Below are 15,461 nucleotides of genomic sequence, written 5' to 3'. Positions count from 1 at the left end.
ATGATACCCGTTATTGCCTTAGTAGGGCGCCCTAACGTGGGTAAATCCACGTTATTTAATCGACTAACACGCACAAGAGACGCATTAGTTGCCGATTTTCCAGGCCTCACCCGTGACCGTAAATATGGTCGAGCAGAGTTAGAAGGCGAAGAATTTATTATTATTGATACCGGTGGTATTGATGGTGCTGAAGAGGGGGTTGAAACCCATATGGCATCACAATCACTACAGGCTATTCAAGAAGCCGACATTGTACTGTTTTTAGTTGATGCTCGTGCAGGTTTGATGCCAGCAGACCAAGGTATTGCAAAACACCTTCGAGGTGTTGAGAAAAAAACATATTTAGTGGCGAATAAAACTGATGGTATCGATATTGATACTGCATTAGCTGATTTTTATTCTTTAGGATTAGGTGAAATCTTCCCAATCGCGGCATCTCATGGTCGTGGTGTTGCTCAATTGATTGAACAAGCACTATTACCGATTACAGGTAAAGTAGTAGAAGAAGAATTAGAGCTGACTGAAGAAGAAGAAAATGCAGCTTATTGGGCTGCATTAGAAGCGGAGCAAGAAGCAAAAGCATTAGAAGAGGAAGAAGATGATTTCGACCCTTCTACATTACCCGTAAAATTAGCGATTGTTGGTCGTCCTAACGTTGGTAAATCAACACTGACAAACCGTATGCTTGGTGAAGAGCGTGTGGTTGTTTACGATATGCCAGGTACAACGCGTGACAGTATCTATATCCCAATGGAACGTGATGAGAAAGAATATATCATTATCGATACAGCGGGTGTTCGTAAACGCGGTAAAGTAAAAGAAACAGTAGAAAAATTCTCTGTTATCAAGACATTACAAGCTATTGAAGATGCTAACGTTGCATTGCTGGTTATTGATGCTCGAGAAGGTATTTCAGATCAGGATCTTTCATTATTAGGTTATATTCTGAATGCAGGTCGTTCATTAGTCATTGCTGTCAATAAATGGGATGGTATGACACAAGATGATCGCGAGCAAGTAAAAGCAATGCTTGATCTTAAACTGGGCTTTGTTGACTTTGCACGTGTTCACTTTATTTCTGCATTACATGGAAGTGGCGTGGGTAATCTTTTTGAATCAATTCAAGAAGCTTATGTCTGTGCAACGCGTCGCGTAGGGACTTCTATGCTAACTCGTATCATGAAGATGGCAGAAGATGATCATCAGCCACCGATTGTTCGTGGACGCCGTGTAAAAATGAAATATGCTCACGCCGGTGGTTATAACCCACCTGTTGTGGTTATTCATGGTAATCAGGTAACTGATTTACCAGATAGCTATAAGCGTTATTTAATGAACTATTTTCGCCGTACTCTGCAAGTGATGGGGACGCCAATTCGTATTCAATTTAAAGAGGGTGAAAACCCTTATGCGGATAAGAAAAATAAATTAACCGTTTCTCAAATGCGTAAACGTAAGCGTTTAATGTCACACTTGAAGAAATCGAAATAAGAGAATTAACATTCTTATTAGTGAAAAGCCACATTTGATGTGGCTTTTTTATTTATGATCCAATTCGTTATTTTAATGCCACCACGACTAGTTGCTTTTACGTATTTCATAAAAAATTAATTTAATATTTTAAATAATAATTTAAAATGCAATTGATTCCTATTTGCTTTAATGAGTTATTACTGTGAAAAAACTGTTTATTCTTGCATTAATTTTTACGCTTTCTGCCTGTGCGACTCCTGAAAAATGGCAAGCAAAAACCACCGATCCGTCCCCTTTAGATATCGCTAAAAATGTGTGTATGCAAGAAGCTAAAGCGCGATATCCCGCAAGATATGTGACTTCAAATCAGACACCATTTTCACCAATGCGTATCAATGGCAAAGATATTCCTAATGCCGGTACTTCTTTCCCTTCTGATGTGAATGAATGGGAACGTAAAGATTATTTCAATACTTGTATGAGAGCTGAAGGGTGGGAAAATAAGAATAAAGTCACAGGGTTACTGGCTTTTTTGTTTAATTAATTTTAGAAAATATTTATTATTAATCATCTAGTTCTATTATGATAAAGCCACATTAGAAATATGGCTTTATCATTTATCAGTTAAGTACTCTATACCCACTCTTTTGAGATCAAAAAGTCACTGTATAATTTTGCTTCCGGAGTATTTGGTTCGGGAGAGTAATCATACTCAAAACGAACTAAAGGCGGCATAGACATTAAAATTGACTCAGTCCTTCCACCGCTTTGCAAACCAAATAATGTACCTCTATCCCAAACTAAATTGAATTCAACATAACGACCACGACGATAGAGTTGGAATTGGCGTTCACGCTCTCCCCAAGGCATTGATTTGCGTTTTTCAACAATAGGTAAATAGGCATCAAGATAACCAAGTCCAACGTGTTGGACAAACTCAAAACAGTGGTCAAAATCTGGGGTATTTAAATCATCAAAGAAAAGGCCACCTACACCACGAGGTTCATTACGGTGTTTAATATAAAAGTAATCATCACACCATTTTTTATAACGAGAGTAATAATCTTCACTAAAAGGCGTGCAAACTGATTTAGCAACCTTGTGCCAATGAATAACGTCTTCTTCAAACCCATAATAAGGTGTTAAGTCAAAGCCCCCACCAAACCACCAAACGGGATCTTCACCTTCTTTCTCAGCAATAAAAAAACGGACATTAGCATGAGAAGTTGGAATATAAGGATTAAGAGGGTGAATAACTAATGAAACGCCCATAGCTTGAAAACGCCGTCCTGCTAATTCAGGACGATGTGCAGTGGCTGATTTTGGTAATGTGTCGCCATAAACATGCGAGAAATTGACGCCAGCTTGCTCAAAAAGGGCGCCATTGGTTAAAACACGAGTACGGCCACCTCCCCCTTCTTTTCTTTCCCAGTTATCTTGCTGAAAAGTTGCTTTTTGGTCTATGTTTTCAAGAGAGCGACAGATCGTATCTTGTAGTGATAAGAAAAATTCTTTAACGCGATGAATATCAGGTAAACTCATAATAACCTACAATTTTTATCATATTTATTAAAAATAGAACTTCATATTGTCTATGTTCTCATTTTCAAGTTGATTCATAAACCAAACAAGCGATAATAAATTCAGATTTATGTGAACGATAATGGGCAAAACCATGGAAATACGTGTATTTCGCCAAGACGATTTTGAGGCAATTATTACACTTTGGGAGCGTTGTGATTTGATATCGCCTGATAACGATCCTGAAATTGATATTGAAAGAAAACTAAATCACTCTCCCGATTTATTTCTGATAGCAGAAGTGGCTGGTGAGATTGTGGGAAGTGTCATGGGGGGATACGATGGTCATCGTGGCTCTTTATATTATTTAGGTGTTCATCCAGACTTTCGAGGAAGAGGCATTGCGAATGCCTTGATTTCTCGATTAGAAAAAAAGCTGATTGCGAAGGGATGTCCTCAAATTACATTGGTTGTACCAGAAGAGAATGATGCAACAATTTGCATGTTTGAGAAATTATTGTATGAAGATCAAAATCAAGAAAGCACAACTTATACTAAGCGATTAATTGTTGATCAGGATTTCGATCTTTAATTGTGTTTAAAACCCCTGATATATTTAGGGGTTATTTATCTTATCTTTTATTTTTATCTCCTTTTTCTTTGTTTCTATTCTTCCCTTTGCGCTTCTTATTTTATGCGTAAAATCCGATATTGCCTTTTTTGTGGAACGAAATGTTATGTTAATGGTCGTAACTAGGCTTTCTTTTCATGTGGTTATCTAATATCAAATCAGTAGATATTTTATTATGCTGGCTTATCGCGACTGTTTTTATCCTGATAATTGAGGCGATATAAAGAGTAAGATAAGGTGTGCTTTATTAACATCAGTATTTATTTTAATGTGTGACGAAAAAGTTTAACGGAGAAACAAATGATGCCTAAATTTTGGTTACCCTTGTGTTTAAGCACAAGCGTTTTGCTACTAAGTGGCTGTTCATCCATGGGAGGAATGTCTTTTTCTGCACTAAATCCAATGAATTGGTTTTCAAATGATACGTTAACTGTTTCAGCCAATGGATTAGGAAATATCACCAGTTCAACAAAAATAACAGAAAGTGAAATAAAAAATGAGCTAGGGGGTAGCTTCAATTATCGTGACGGTATGGAGATGCAAGGTAGTGATATTATTGTTGTAATCCAAGCGCTTGAAGATAATGACGTTAAAGTGGCTTTCTATGGCAAAGAAAAAGGTACCGTTGAGAAAATAAACGTTTTTGATGCCAAGGCAAGGACGGATTGGGGGACAACGATAGGTACACCATTTAACGATATCTATAAGAAAGCATTTGGTGCGTGTAGCAAAGGCCCTAAAGATGAAAAACAGAGAACGATTTTATGCCAATCTTCAGAAGCGAAATCAGTAAGTTATGTCTTTAGTGGTCAATGGGATGGTCCTGATGGATTAATGCCACCTGATGAGGTCTTAGCTAATTGGACATTAACACAAATTATTTGGCAGAATAAATAATCTTCACGTTATTCCTTATAAAACAAGGAATATTTTATAATTAGACTGTCCGATTTTTGTTAAAAGGCAAATCTTCAGGAAAAAATATTCGATATAATCAACACTATTCTGGGTGTTTTGATTATTGATTAGGAAAGCAATATGTCTCATGCACAAAGTGGCATTTTAGTCGCACATAGTAAATTTGGTCTTTTTATCGAAGCAATGGTCGTAGGCGAATTAGAAACGCTGCGTGAAGGATGTCAGCAATTCATGCAATCATTATCTGATTTACAAAAGCAATTTCCTGATGCATCACTAGGTGCAGTTGTTGCATTTGGTTCCGATCTTTGGAAAAAACTTTCCGATGAAAATAGTGCACCAGAGCTCAAACCTTTTCGCCCTTTAGGTAAAGGTTTAGCGCCTGCAACACAGCGCGATCTTCTTATTCATATTCAATCTATGCGTCATGATGTGAATTTCTCACTGGCACAAGCCGCAATTGCTGCTTTTGGTAGTGCAATCAATGTTGAAGAAGAAATTCATGGCTTCCGGTGGATCGAAGAGCGCGATTTAAGTGGTTTTATTGATGGTACAGAAAATCCACAAGATGATGAGCGTTATGGTGTTGCACTCATTAATGATGGTGTAGATGCTGGTGGTAGTTATGTTTTAGTCCAACGTTATGAGCACAACCTGAAGAAATGGGCGCGTTTTAGTGAATCAGACCAAGAGAAAATGATCGGTCGCACTAAAAAAGACAGTGTTGAACTTGATGAATCTGAGCGTAATGTGACATCTCACGTTTCTCGTGTTGTGATTGAAGAAGAGGGTGAAGAGTTAGCGATTTTACGTCACAGCCTGCCTTACGGTACTGCAAGTGGTAAACATGGTTTATATTTCTTAGCTTATTGTGGTCGTTTATATAACATCGAACAGCAACTTTTGAGCATGTTTGGTGAATTAGATGGCAAACATGACGACCTATTACGTATGAGCAAACCGGTAACAGGGAGTTATTACTTCGCACCTTCTTATGAAGTATTAAAAGCACTGTAATCATGATCTAGTGCTAAATACCGTTTATTAATGAAATGCCTGCTTTAAAAGCGGGCATTTTTGTCTGAATTTTTTTCACATTAAGCATAATTGATGCAAATTTAATTAATTAGTTTGAGTTTTGTTCACTTTTAATAACTTATAGTCATATCAAATAACAAAAGCTAACTACACTGTTATAAATAAAGTCGATAGAGTAACCATTAGAATAAAACTTACAATGATGGATACTTTTGATGAAGAAAAATACAATCAGAACGTTTGCATTACAAGCAACCACCGCATTGTCTTTGGTTGTGAGTAGTTATGCAGGAGCGGCTCAATTACTTAATAGCTCTTACGATATCGCAAGAGAGTTATTCACACAGCTAAATAGCGATTTTAAAACACAGTGGGATGCTCAACATCCTAACGACAAAGTCACCATAAAACAATCGCATGCAGGATCTTCTAAGCAGGCACTTGCAATATTGCAAGGTTTACCCGCAGATGTAGTGACCTATAACCAAGTCACAGATGTGCAAATTCTACATGACAAAGGCAAATTAATTCCTGCTGATTGGCAACAACGACTTCCCAATAATAGCTCTCCCTATTATTCCACCATGGCATATTTAGTACGCAAAGGAAATCCAAAGAACATTACTTCATGGGAAGATTTAACGCGTGAAGATGTCAAAGTGGTTTTCCCTAATCCTAAAACATCGGGTAATGGTCGTTATACCTATTTAGCGGCGTGGGGGGCTTTTGAAAAAGCGTATGGTAATGATGAAAAAACACAAGAAGCAATGAAAAAATTTCTCAAGAATGTTGAGGTGTTTGATACAGGGGGCCGTGGCGCAACAACCTCTTTTATTGAACGTGGACTTGGGGATGTTTTGATCAGTTTTGAATCTGAAGTTAATAATATTCGTCAACAATATGGAGAAGATGAATATCAAGTGATTGTACCACCTGTTGATATCTTAGCTGAGTTTCCGGTTACTTGGATTGATAAAAATGTTCAGCGTAATGACACCGAAACACTGGCAAAATCCTATCTAACTTATTTATACAGTCCCAGAGCACAAGAGATCATCACGCAATTTAATTATCGTGTAAATGATAAATCTGTTATGGGTAAAAAAGCAGCACAATTCCCAGCAACGTCACTATTTACGATTGAAGAGGTATTTGGTGACTGGAATAACGTGATGAAAACACATTTCACGACAGATGGCATGCTAGATAAATTGTTAGCGCAAGGACGTCAATAATGTTTATCACAACCAGCAAACGGGTATTACCAGGATTTGGATTAAGTTTAGGTGGAACACTGTTTTACACCTGCTTGATCTTACTGTTACCAATGAGTGCGCTGGTTGTGCAACTTTCTGATATGAGTTGGTCTCAATATTGGGCGGTGATAACGCATCCTCAAATTGTGGCTGCTTATAAAGTCACACTATTAGCCGCAGCCGTTGCCAGTATTTTTAATGCTATTTTTGGTATGTTGCTTGCGTGGATCATGACTCGGTACCGCTTTCCTGGTAGACAACTACTTGATGGCTTAATGGATCTGCCTTTCGCTTTACCTACGGCTGTGGCTGGCTTGACGCTTGCAACTCTTTTTTCAACACAAGGCTGGTACGGTTTTGTCTTGGATAAATTTGATATCAAGGTCATTAATACATGGATTGGTATTGCCGTTGCTATGGCTTTTACCAGCTTACCTTTTGTCGTAAGAACGGTACAGCCCGTTCTTGAAGAGTTAGGCCCAGAGTATGAAGAAGCGGCTGAGACGTTAGGCGCGAGTCGTTGGCAGGCTTTTCGTAAGGTTGTATTACCAGAGTTATCACCAGCACTCATAGCAGGAACTGCACTTTCTTTTACGCGCAGTTTAGGTGAGTTTGGCGCCGTTATTTTTATTGCTGGTAATATTGCATGGCAAACCGAAGTCGTTTCTTTAATGATTTTTATTCGATTGCAAGAATTTGATTATCCTGCGGCAAGTGCCGTTGCGTCTGTGATTTTACTTGTTTCATTAGTCTTACTGTTTTCAATTAATGGATTACAAAGCCGATTTGGTCAACGTTTGAGGGGGCATTGATGTCAGATATTATGCAACAACGCTCGGTATATCGTCGCCAAATTGATTGGGTCAAATGGGGATTAATCCTTACAGGCGTTGTGTTATCCATTTTATTTTTAGTTGTGCCTATTGCGTGGATCTTTATGACTGCGTTTTCAAAAGGCGTTGAAATATTTACTGAGAACTTATTAGACAGCGATATGTTACATGCTGTCTGGTTAACGGTACTCATCGCGGTAATTACTGTACCTATCAATATGTTGTTCGGTGTCAGCATGGCATGGCTGGTTACGCGCTTTCGTTTTCCGGGGCGTCAGTTATTAATGACATTGATTGATATTCCATTTGCCGTGTCCCCAGTCGTTGCTGGATTACTCTATCTGCTTTTTTACGGTAGCAATGGTTGGGCTGGGCAATGGTTATCACAATTTGATATCCAACTTATGTTTTCATGGCCGGGTATGGTATTAGTGACAGTATTTGTCACTTGCCCTTTTGTCGTGAGAGAACTGGTACCCGTGATGATGAGCCAAGGTAGCCAAGAAGATGAAGCCGCCGTGTTGTTAGGCGCGAGTGGTTGGAAGATGTTTTGGCGAGTGACATTACCGAATATTCGCTGGGCATTGTTATATGGAGTGGTATTAACCAACGCCAGAGCGATTGGTGAGTTTGGTGCGGTTTCTGTGGTATCTGGCGCGATTCGCGGCGAAACTTATTCACTACCGTTACAAGTTGAATTACTGCATCAAGATTACAATACCGTTGGTGCATTTACTGCGGCTGCATTACTCGCGATGATGGCAATTTTCACCTTAATGTTTAAAAGTGCTTTGCAATGGCATTTAGCCCGTCAGCAATGAACATCATGACTTACACAAAGTAGAGGCAAAATATGAGTATTGAAATTAATAGTGTCACAAAATATTTTGATCGCACTGAGGTGTTGCATGATGTCACCCTTGATGTGGCTTCAGGTGAAATGGTTGCACTGTTAGGGCCTTCAGGATCAGGGAAAACAACACTCTTGCGTATTATTGCCGGCCTTGAACATCAAACCCAAGGAAGTATTCGTTTCGAAGGGCAGGATGTGAGTCAATTACACGCGAGGGATCGTAAAGTCGGTTTTGTTTTTCAGCATTATGCGCTGTTTCGTCATATGACCGTATTTGAGAATATCGCTTTTGGTTTAACAGTATTACCTCGACGAGAGCGTCCTAATAAAGAAGTGATACATAAAAAAGTGCAGCAGTTGTTAGAGATGATCCAATTGCCTCATTTAGCGCAACGTTATCCAGCACAATTATCGGGTGGGCAAAAACAGCGTGTCGCTTTAGCAAGAGCTTTGGCTGTTGAACCTCAAATTTTACTGCTTGATGAGCCTTTTGGTGCTTTAGATGCCAAAGTCAGAACAGAATTACGTCGTTGGTTACGTGAATTGCATGAAGAGCTTAAATTTACCAGTGTCTTTGTTACTCATGATCAACAAGAAGCGATGGAAGTGGCTGATCGCATTGTGATTATGGGGAATGGTAAAATAGAGCAAGTGGGGACACCACAAGAAGTGTGGCAATCACCAAAAAGTCGCTTTGTTTTAGAGTTTTTAGGTGATGTTAATCATCTACAAGGTGAAATTAATGGCGCTCAATTACAGATTGGGGGATATCACTTGCCATTATCGGTGACACCGCTTTATCAAGGTTCAGTAGATGTGTTTTTACGTCCTTGGGAGATCGCATTAAGTGTAAATGCCAATAGTGTTTGTCGATTACCCGTAAAGGTTATTGAGGCATCACCAAGAGGGCATTATTGGCAGTTAATTTTACAGCCATTAGGATGGAGTGAAACACCTATTACTGCTGTTTGGAATGATATTTCTTCAGCACCAATAAAAGGAAATACTTACTATATGGGCGGTGCTCAAGCCCGTTTATATACGGCAGATACTCCCTTAAATACGGTATCATTAGCCTATACCGCCTAATTTAATTATTAATCTATCGCTTAATTTTACTCTTTTCACCCATGCTTATTTCTGGCATGGGTGTTTTGGTTTCTAAGACAGCGAAGAGACTTATCGAATTACGTTAATATTATTGCGTTAATAAGTTAAATGTGATTTCTTCATTAATACAGACAAACAAATGAGCAGGAACTTATTGTGGCAGGGTTAGAACAATTTATTGGTAATACACCATTAGTAAAACTACAAAGACTTACACAAGGGGTGGACGCTGAAATCTGGGTTAAGCTTGAAGGCAATAATCCTGCTGGTTCAGTAAAAGATAGAGCGGCATTATCGATGATCGAACAAGCGGAATTACGTGGCGAAATAAAGCCAGGTGATACGCTGATTGAAGCAACGAGTGGGAATACCGGAATTGCCTTAGCGATGATTGCCGCGGTAAAAGGTTACCGTTTAAAGTTGTTAATGCCTGAGAATATGAGTAAAGAGCGTCAAGCATCAATGCAAGCCTATGGCGCAGAATTGATTTTAGTCAGTCGTGAAGTCGGCATGGAAGGTGCGCGAGATCTCGCACAACAAATGGAACAGCAGGGGAAAGGTAAGGTATTAGACCAATTTAATAACCCAGATAATCCAAGAGCGCATTTTATTTCTACTGGCCCAGAAATTTGGCAACAAACACAAGGGCGTATTACACATTTTGTGTCGAGTATGGGAACAACAGGCACAATCACAGGGGTAGGAAGTTACTTAAAAACACAATCTGATCATGTGCAAGTAATTGGCCTTCAGCCTGAGGAAAAAAGTCAAATTCCAGGTATTCGTCGTTGGTCACCAGCTTATTTACCGGGGATCTTTAAAAAAGAGCTGGTGGATAGTGTGATAGATATGTCACAAACAGAAGCAGAATCAACGATGCGCCTTTTAGCGAGTCAAGAGGGTATCTTCTGTGGCGTAAGTTCTGGAGGGGCTGTTGCTGGCGCTCTGCGCGTTGCAAAAGAGAATCCCGGTGCAGTGATTGTTGCGATTGTTTGTGATAGAGGGGATCGTTATTTATCAACGGGCGTTTTTTCGTCATAATTAATACTCGTCATACTTCAAGTTGTAGCGTTGTTGATGGCGTTCATTCGCACTAGTTACAATACTCGTCATACTTCAAGTTGTAGCGTTGTTGTGACTGTGCTCATTCGCACTAGTCACAATACTCGTCATACTTCAAGTTGTAGCGTTGTTGACTGCGTTCATTCGCACTAGTCACATACTTATGTATGCTCCTAGCGACTCATTCACTTGTCGCCTAGCTACACCTTGAATTATTTAGAGTATTTTACTTGCAGGCTTCTAGCGACTTATTCACTTGTCGCCTAGCTACATCTTGAATTATTTAGAGTATTTTACTTGCAGGCTTCTAGCGACTTATTCACTTGTCGCCTAGCTACACCTTGAATTATTTAGAGTATTTTACTTGCAGGCTCCTAGCGACTCATTCACTTGTCGCCTAGCTACACCTTGAATTATTTAGAGTATTTTACTTGCAGGCTCCTAGTGACTCATTCACTTTACCTTGAATTATTTAGAGTAAGAACATTGTTGAATGAATTAGAGTATTTTTTTGAATAAATAAAAAACCGCCACATTATCGGTGGCGGTTTAAATAGAAAGCATCACAGGAGATTATTTTTTAATCTGAATAATAACGGTTTCACCAACAGTAACTGGGCCTGTCATTTTGGTTAAACCTTGAATTTCATCCATATTAGAGATAACAACCGGTGTTAGAACTGATTTTGCTTTTTCTTCTAATACAGCTAAGTCAAATTCTAAAATAGTATCACCTACTTTTACTTGCTGACCTTCTTCAGCGATACGTTTAAATCCTTCACCTTTCAGTTCAACAGTGTCAATACCGAAGTGGACAAATAACTCGATACCGTTGTCAGACTCAATAGAGAAAGCATGGTTAGTCTCGAAAATTTTACCGATAGTACCATCGACTGGTGCAACAATTTTGTTGCCAGCAGGTTTGATAGCAATACCGTCACCTACGATTTTTTCAGCGAAAACAACATCAGGAACATCTTCGATATTGACGATTTCACCAGAAAGTGGTGCAACAATATCAATCGTGCCACTGCCTTTCTTTTCCTCTGAAACCAGTGATTTTAATTTATCAAACAGACCCATGAATCTTCTCCTAATTATTGTAGTTGGGACCGGGCTCTGGCTAATGTGATTAGCACAGTGTCTTCTCTTTAGTAAAAGTTTCTACTAAGTCCATCAATTCTTTTGCAGTTGGTTGAGCAAGTGCTTGCTCTGCCAGTGCTCTTGCATCATCGTAATTCGCATTACGGATCACTTTTTTGATGCGAGGAATTGAAATCGCACTCATACTAAACTCATCTAATCCCATGCCGAGAAGGAGCAATGTTGCTCGTTCATCTCCAGCAAGTTCACCACACATTCCAGTCCATTTACCTTCAGCATGTGATGCATCAATCACCTGTTTTATCAGGTTGAGTACTGCAGGTGACATTGGATTGTATAGATGAGATATCAGCTCATTTCCACGGTCTACAGCCAGAGTATATTGTGTTAGATCGTTAGTCCCAATACTAAAAAAGTCAACCTCTTTTGCCATATGACGAGCCATCACTGCTGCGGCTGGGGTTTCTACCATCACACCGACTTCAATAGATTCATCAAAGGCTTTCTTTTCTTCACGAAGCTGGCTTTTCAGTATTTCAAGTTCTGCTTTCAATGCACGGATCTCTTCAACAGAGATAATCATTGGAAACATAATACGTAGTTTACCAAAAGCAGATGCTCTTAAGATAGCACGTAATTGTGGATGAAGGATCTCTTTACGGTCAAGACAAATACGAATTGCACGCCAGCCTAGGAATGGGTTCTCTTCTTTTGGAAGATTCATGTAAGGTAAATCTTTATCACCACCAATATCCATAGTACGAATAATGACCGCAGGGCTTCCGACCGCTTCGGCTACCGCTTTATAGGCTTGGAATTGCTCTTCCTCTGTGGGTAAAGAGTCTCTATCCATAAATAAGAATTCAGTACGATACAGGCCAACACCCTCAGCACCGTTACGTTCAGCACCTGCAACATCTCGAACTGTACCAATATTAGCGCAAACTTCGACTTGATGCCCATCAAGTGTAATTGCGGGTAAGTCTTTGAGTTTTGCTAATTCTTCTTTTTCGTGCAGGTACTCTTCTTTGATCGCTTTTAATGTTTCGAGTTCCTCATCTGATGGATTAATAATGATTTTGTTATTAATCGCATCAAGAACAAGATAATCGTCTTTTTTAATGGTCTGTGTCGCATTAGATGTTCCAACGATAGCTGGAATTTCTAATGAACGCGCCATGATTGAAGTGTGAGATGTTCTGCCACCTAAGTCAGTGATAAAACCTAAAACGTTGTCTAAGCTTAATTGTGCAGTTTCAGAGGGGGTAAGGTCAGTTGCAACGAGGATAACTTTTTCTGATATAGCACTTAAATCAATAATTGGCATCTCTAAGATATTACGCATTAAGCGTTTACCAATATCACGAACATCAGCCGCACGTTCTTTTAAATATTCGTCATCTAATGCTTCTAATGCAGTTGCTTGATCCTCAATAACAGATTGAACAGCAGCTTCAGCGGTTTTTTTGTCACTTTTGATGAGAGTAACAATTTCTTGTTCTAACTCTTCATCTTCTAGCAACATAATATGGCCTTCAAAAATTTCGGCTTTATCCGCACCAAGGTTCTTTTCAGCACGCTCTTTAATAATTTCTAGTTGTTGTGCAGATTTGTTACGACCGTCTTTAAAGCGTTCGATTTGATTCTCAATTTCATCACTTTGGATCTTACGTTGACTAATGATGATTGGCTCTTCTTTGAGGAGAAGGGTTTGACCAAATGCGATACCGGGTGACGCTAAAATTCCTGAAATCATAATTTATCCTACGACTTGCTGGTGATAATCTTAAAAGAATAGGATTGCAAAATACTGTTGTTTTAAAATCATCATTGAAATTAACTCCCCTGAATGGTTTCAGGGGAATAAATGTTACGTTATGACTTAATTGCGAATTACTCTAATTCCGCCATTAATTTTACTAATGCTTCAACAGCTTGTTTTTCATCTTCACCTTCAGCAGAGATAGTCACAACAGTACCTTGGGTTAAGCCTAAAGTTTGTAATTTGAAAAGGCTTTTCGCGCTAGCAGATTTACCGTTAGAGATAAGCGTGATATCAGAAGAGAATGTTTTGGCTTCTTTTACAAATTGTGCCGCAGGACGAGTATGTAAGCCGTTTGGTGCTGTAATAGTAACTTCTTGCTGGTACATAGGATTTTTTCCTTTTATAACTCAATTGTTCACATTAAGTCAGGACTTAGTAAGTGTAGATGAATTTGTCCTGCTTTGCGTAGCAATATCAGATAATATTAAGTCGTAAAGCGTTATCTGATAAAAAGAGTACTCAGAAAGATAAAAGAGTTCGTTTTGTCATCTCGGTTATTTTCTGATTAATTTCGACCTTCGAAATAATTAATTGATTAAATACTAAACTCGAAGAAATAAATCACCTGTCTGGATGACAAACTTTGATCTCTACCACAAAAAAAGCACCATTGAGGTGCTTTTTTAATAAATATTTTACAATTGAGATGATGCGATTTAGCTGTCAGAAATGTCAGCAAAAAGTGGGGTGCTTAAATAACGCTCACCTGAAGAAGGTAAAATAACCACAATTTCTTTATTTGCAAATTCTGGTTCTTTTGCCAGTTTTACTGCTGCCGCAATAGCAGCACCTGAAGAAATACCTGCGAGAATACCTTCTTTAGTCATAAGTTCACGAGCAGTATCAAAAGCTTCTTCGTTAGTAATTTGAATTACGCGATCCAGCAACGATAGATCTAGGTTTTCAGGAATAAAGCCAGCTCCAATACCTTGGATTTTATGTGGACCCGGTTTAATTTCTTCGCCAGCTAAAGCTTGAGTTATAACAGGGGAGCCAGTAGGTTCAACAGCAACCATTGTTACCGCTTTACCTTGTGTCTTTTTCAAGTAGCGACCAATACCTGTAATAGTACCACCAGTACCGACACCAGCAATCACAGCACCGACTTCACCATCAGTATCATTCCAGATCTCAGGACCTGTAGTTTTTTCATGAATTTCAGGGTTAGCTGGATTACTAAATTGTTGTAGCAAAAGGTAACGCTTAGGATCGCTATCGCGAATTTCATTGGCTTTATCAATGGCACCTTTCATGCCTTTTGCGCCTTCAGTTAGCACTAAATTAGCACCTAATGCTTTGAGTAATTTACGACGCTCTACACTCATGGTATCTGGCATTGTCAGTGTTAATTTGTAGCCACGAGCAGCTGCAACATAAGCCAACGCAATTCCAGTATTACCACTAGTAGGCTCTACAAGCTCAACACCATCTTTAAGAATGCCTTTCTTTTCTGCATCCCAAATCATGTTGGCACCGATACGGCATTTTACACTGAAGCTTGGGTTACGAGATTCCACTTTAGCCAGAATGTTACCATTTCCGAAATGCTTTAAGCGAATTAAGGGAGTATGTCCAATAGTTTGCGAGTTGTCTTCGAAAATTTTGCTCATTTTTATCCTCGGTACATGATTTTTATAAGGTCAGATGAAATTACCATACGCCATCAAGCTAAAGATGGAAATAAGCTTTATGAATATACTTATAACTTTTTTACCTTTTTATTCCAAAAGGTTCTAATTGAGAGTCAGTGAGACGATTCACAAATTAATAAATCAAGAGATGTACAGTATATTGATGGCTGATAATCTATTTTTAATCACACTTACTGCAAATACAG

Annotated in this window: 15 protein-coding genes; 10 read left to right on the top strand and 5 right to left on the bottom strand. The window is 38.9% G+C overall.

Going from position 1 to position 15,461, the window contains the following annotated elements; genetic code table 11:
• Window positions 1–1,491, top strand: a complete 1,491-nt coding sequence (gene der / locus SB028_RS13485; protein ID WP_069367863.1) for a ribosome biogenesis GTPase Der — start codon at window positions 1–3, stop codon at window positions 1,489–1,491.
• 184 nt (window positions 1,492–1,675) lie between these two features.
• Entirely contained in the window at window positions 1,676–2,017 is a 342-nt protein-coding gene (locus SB028_RS13480; RefSeq protein ID WP_069367864.1) for a hypothetical protein, read from the top strand.
• A gap of 89 nt (window positions 2,018–2,106) precedes the next feature.
• Here the strand turns inward: SB028_RS13480 and hemF are convergent, their stop codons facing one another.
• Window positions 2,107–3,015: an oxygen-dependent coproporphyrinogen oxidase gene (hemF, locus tag SB028_RS13475; RefSeq protein WP_069367865.1), complete on the bottom strand. Its 909-nt coding sequence runs from the start codon at window positions 3,013–3,015 to the stop codon at window positions 2,107–2,109.
• Window positions 3,016–3,148: 133 nt separating this feature from the next.
• Here hemF and SB028_RS13470 point away from each other — a divergent pair, with 133 nt between their 5' ends.
• The 8 genes from SB028_RS13470 to cysM all read left to right on the top strand — a co-directional run bounded on the left by SB028_RS13470 (window position 3,149) and on the right by cysM (window position 10,674).
• On the top strand, window positions 3,149–3,586 hold the full coding sequence (locus SB028_RS13470; RefSeq protein WP_075670504.1) for a GNAT family acetyltransferase: 438 nt from the start codon (window positions 3,149–3,151) through the stop codon (window positions 3,584–3,586).
• 339 nt (window positions 3,587–3,925) lie between these two features.
• Window positions 3,926–4,522, top strand: a complete 597-nt coding sequence (locus SB028_RS13465; protein ID WP_248620732.1) for an RpoE-regulated lipoprotein — start codon at window positions 3,926–3,928, stop codon at window positions 4,520–4,522.
• Between the two features lie 141 nt (window positions 4,523–4,663).
• Window positions 4,664–5,560 (top strand): Dyp-type peroxidase, encoded by an 897-nt coding sequence (locus tag SB028_RS13460; protein ID WP_069367866.1) that lies wholly within the window; start codon window positions 4,664–4,666, stop codon window positions 5,558–5,560.
• A 236-nt stretch (window positions 5,561–5,796) separates the two neighbouring features.
• The gene (cysP, locus tag SB028_RS13455) at window positions 5,797–6,816 is read left to right on the top strand and encodes a thiosulfate ABC transporter substrate-binding protein CysP (protein WP_069367867.1); all 1,020 of its coding nucleotides are present in this window, start codon (window positions 5,797–5,799) and stop codon (window positions 6,814–6,816) included.
• On the top strand, window positions 6,816–7,649 hold the full coding sequence (cysT, locus tag SB028_RS13450) for a sulfate/thiosulfate ABC transporter permease CysT (protein ID WP_069367868.1): 834 nt from the start codon (window positions 6,816–6,818) through the stop codon (window positions 7,647–7,649). Before cysP ends, cysT begins: the two co-directional genes overlap by 1 nt.
• On the top strand, window positions 7,649–8,491 hold the full coding sequence (gene cysW, locus SB028_RS13445; protein WP_069367869.1) for a sulfate/thiosulfate ABC transporter permease CysW: 843 nt from the start codon (window positions 7,649–7,651) through the stop codon (window positions 8,489–8,491). Before cysT ends, cysW begins: the two co-directional genes overlap by 1 nt.
• Before the next feature lie 32 nt (window positions 8,492–8,523).
• A complete protein-coding gene (gene cysA, locus SB028_RS13440) occupies window positions 8,524–9,612 on the top strand; it encodes a sulfate/thiosulfate ABC transporter ATP-binding protein CysA (RefSeq protein ID WP_069367870.1) in 1,089 nt (362 codons plus the stop codon).
• Window positions 9,613–9,789: 177 nt separating this feature from the next.
• The gene (cysM, locus tag SB028_RS13435) at window positions 9,790–10,674 is read left to right on the top strand and encodes a cysteine synthase CysM (RefSeq protein WP_069367871.1); all 885 of its coding nucleotides are present in this window, start codon (window positions 9,790–9,792) and stop codon (window positions 10,672–10,674) included.
• 594 nt (window positions 10,675–11,268) lie between these two features.
• Here the strand turns inward: cysM and crr are convergent.
• The 4 genes from crr to cysK all read right to left on the bottom strand — a co-directional run bounded on the left by crr (window position 11,269) and on the right by cysK (window position 15,234).
• The gene (crr, locus tag SB028_RS13430; protein ID WP_036935451.1) at window positions 11,269–11,778 is read right to left on the bottom strand and encodes a PTS glucose transporter subunit IIA; all 510 of its coding nucleotides are present in this window, start codon (window positions 11,776–11,778) and stop codon (window positions 11,269–11,271) included.
• 49 nt (window positions 11,779–11,827) lie between these two features.
• Window positions 11,828–13,555, bottom strand: a complete 1,728-nt coding sequence (gene ptsI, locus SB028_RS13425) for a phosphoenolpyruvate-protein phosphotransferase PtsI (RefSeq protein WP_069367872.1) — start codon at window positions 13,553–13,555, stop codon at window positions 11,828–11,830.
• 137 nt (window positions 13,556–13,692) lie between these two features.
• On the bottom strand, window positions 13,693–13,950 hold the full coding sequence (ptsH, locus tag SB028_RS13420) for a phosphocarrier protein Hpr (RefSeq protein WP_069367873.1): 258 nt from the start codon (window positions 13,948–13,950) through the stop codon (window positions 13,693–13,695).
• Window positions 13,951–14,280: 330 nt separating this feature from the next.
• On the bottom strand, window positions 14,281–15,234 hold the full coding sequence (gene cysK / locus SB028_RS13415; RefSeq protein ID WP_069367874.1) for a cysteine synthase A: 954 nt from the start codon (window positions 15,232–15,234) through the stop codon (window positions 14,281–14,283).
• Window positions 15,235–15,461 lie beyond the last annotated feature (227 nt).

Origin of the sequence: Proteus vulgaris, assembly GCF_033708015.1 — a bacterium.
Lineage (GTDB): Bacteria > Pseudomonadota > Gammaproteobacteria > Enterobacterales > Enterobacteriaceae > Proteus.
The sequence above is the reverse complement of the archived record's forward strand: the minus strand, read 5'-3'. Positions and strand labels throughout refer to the sequence as shown.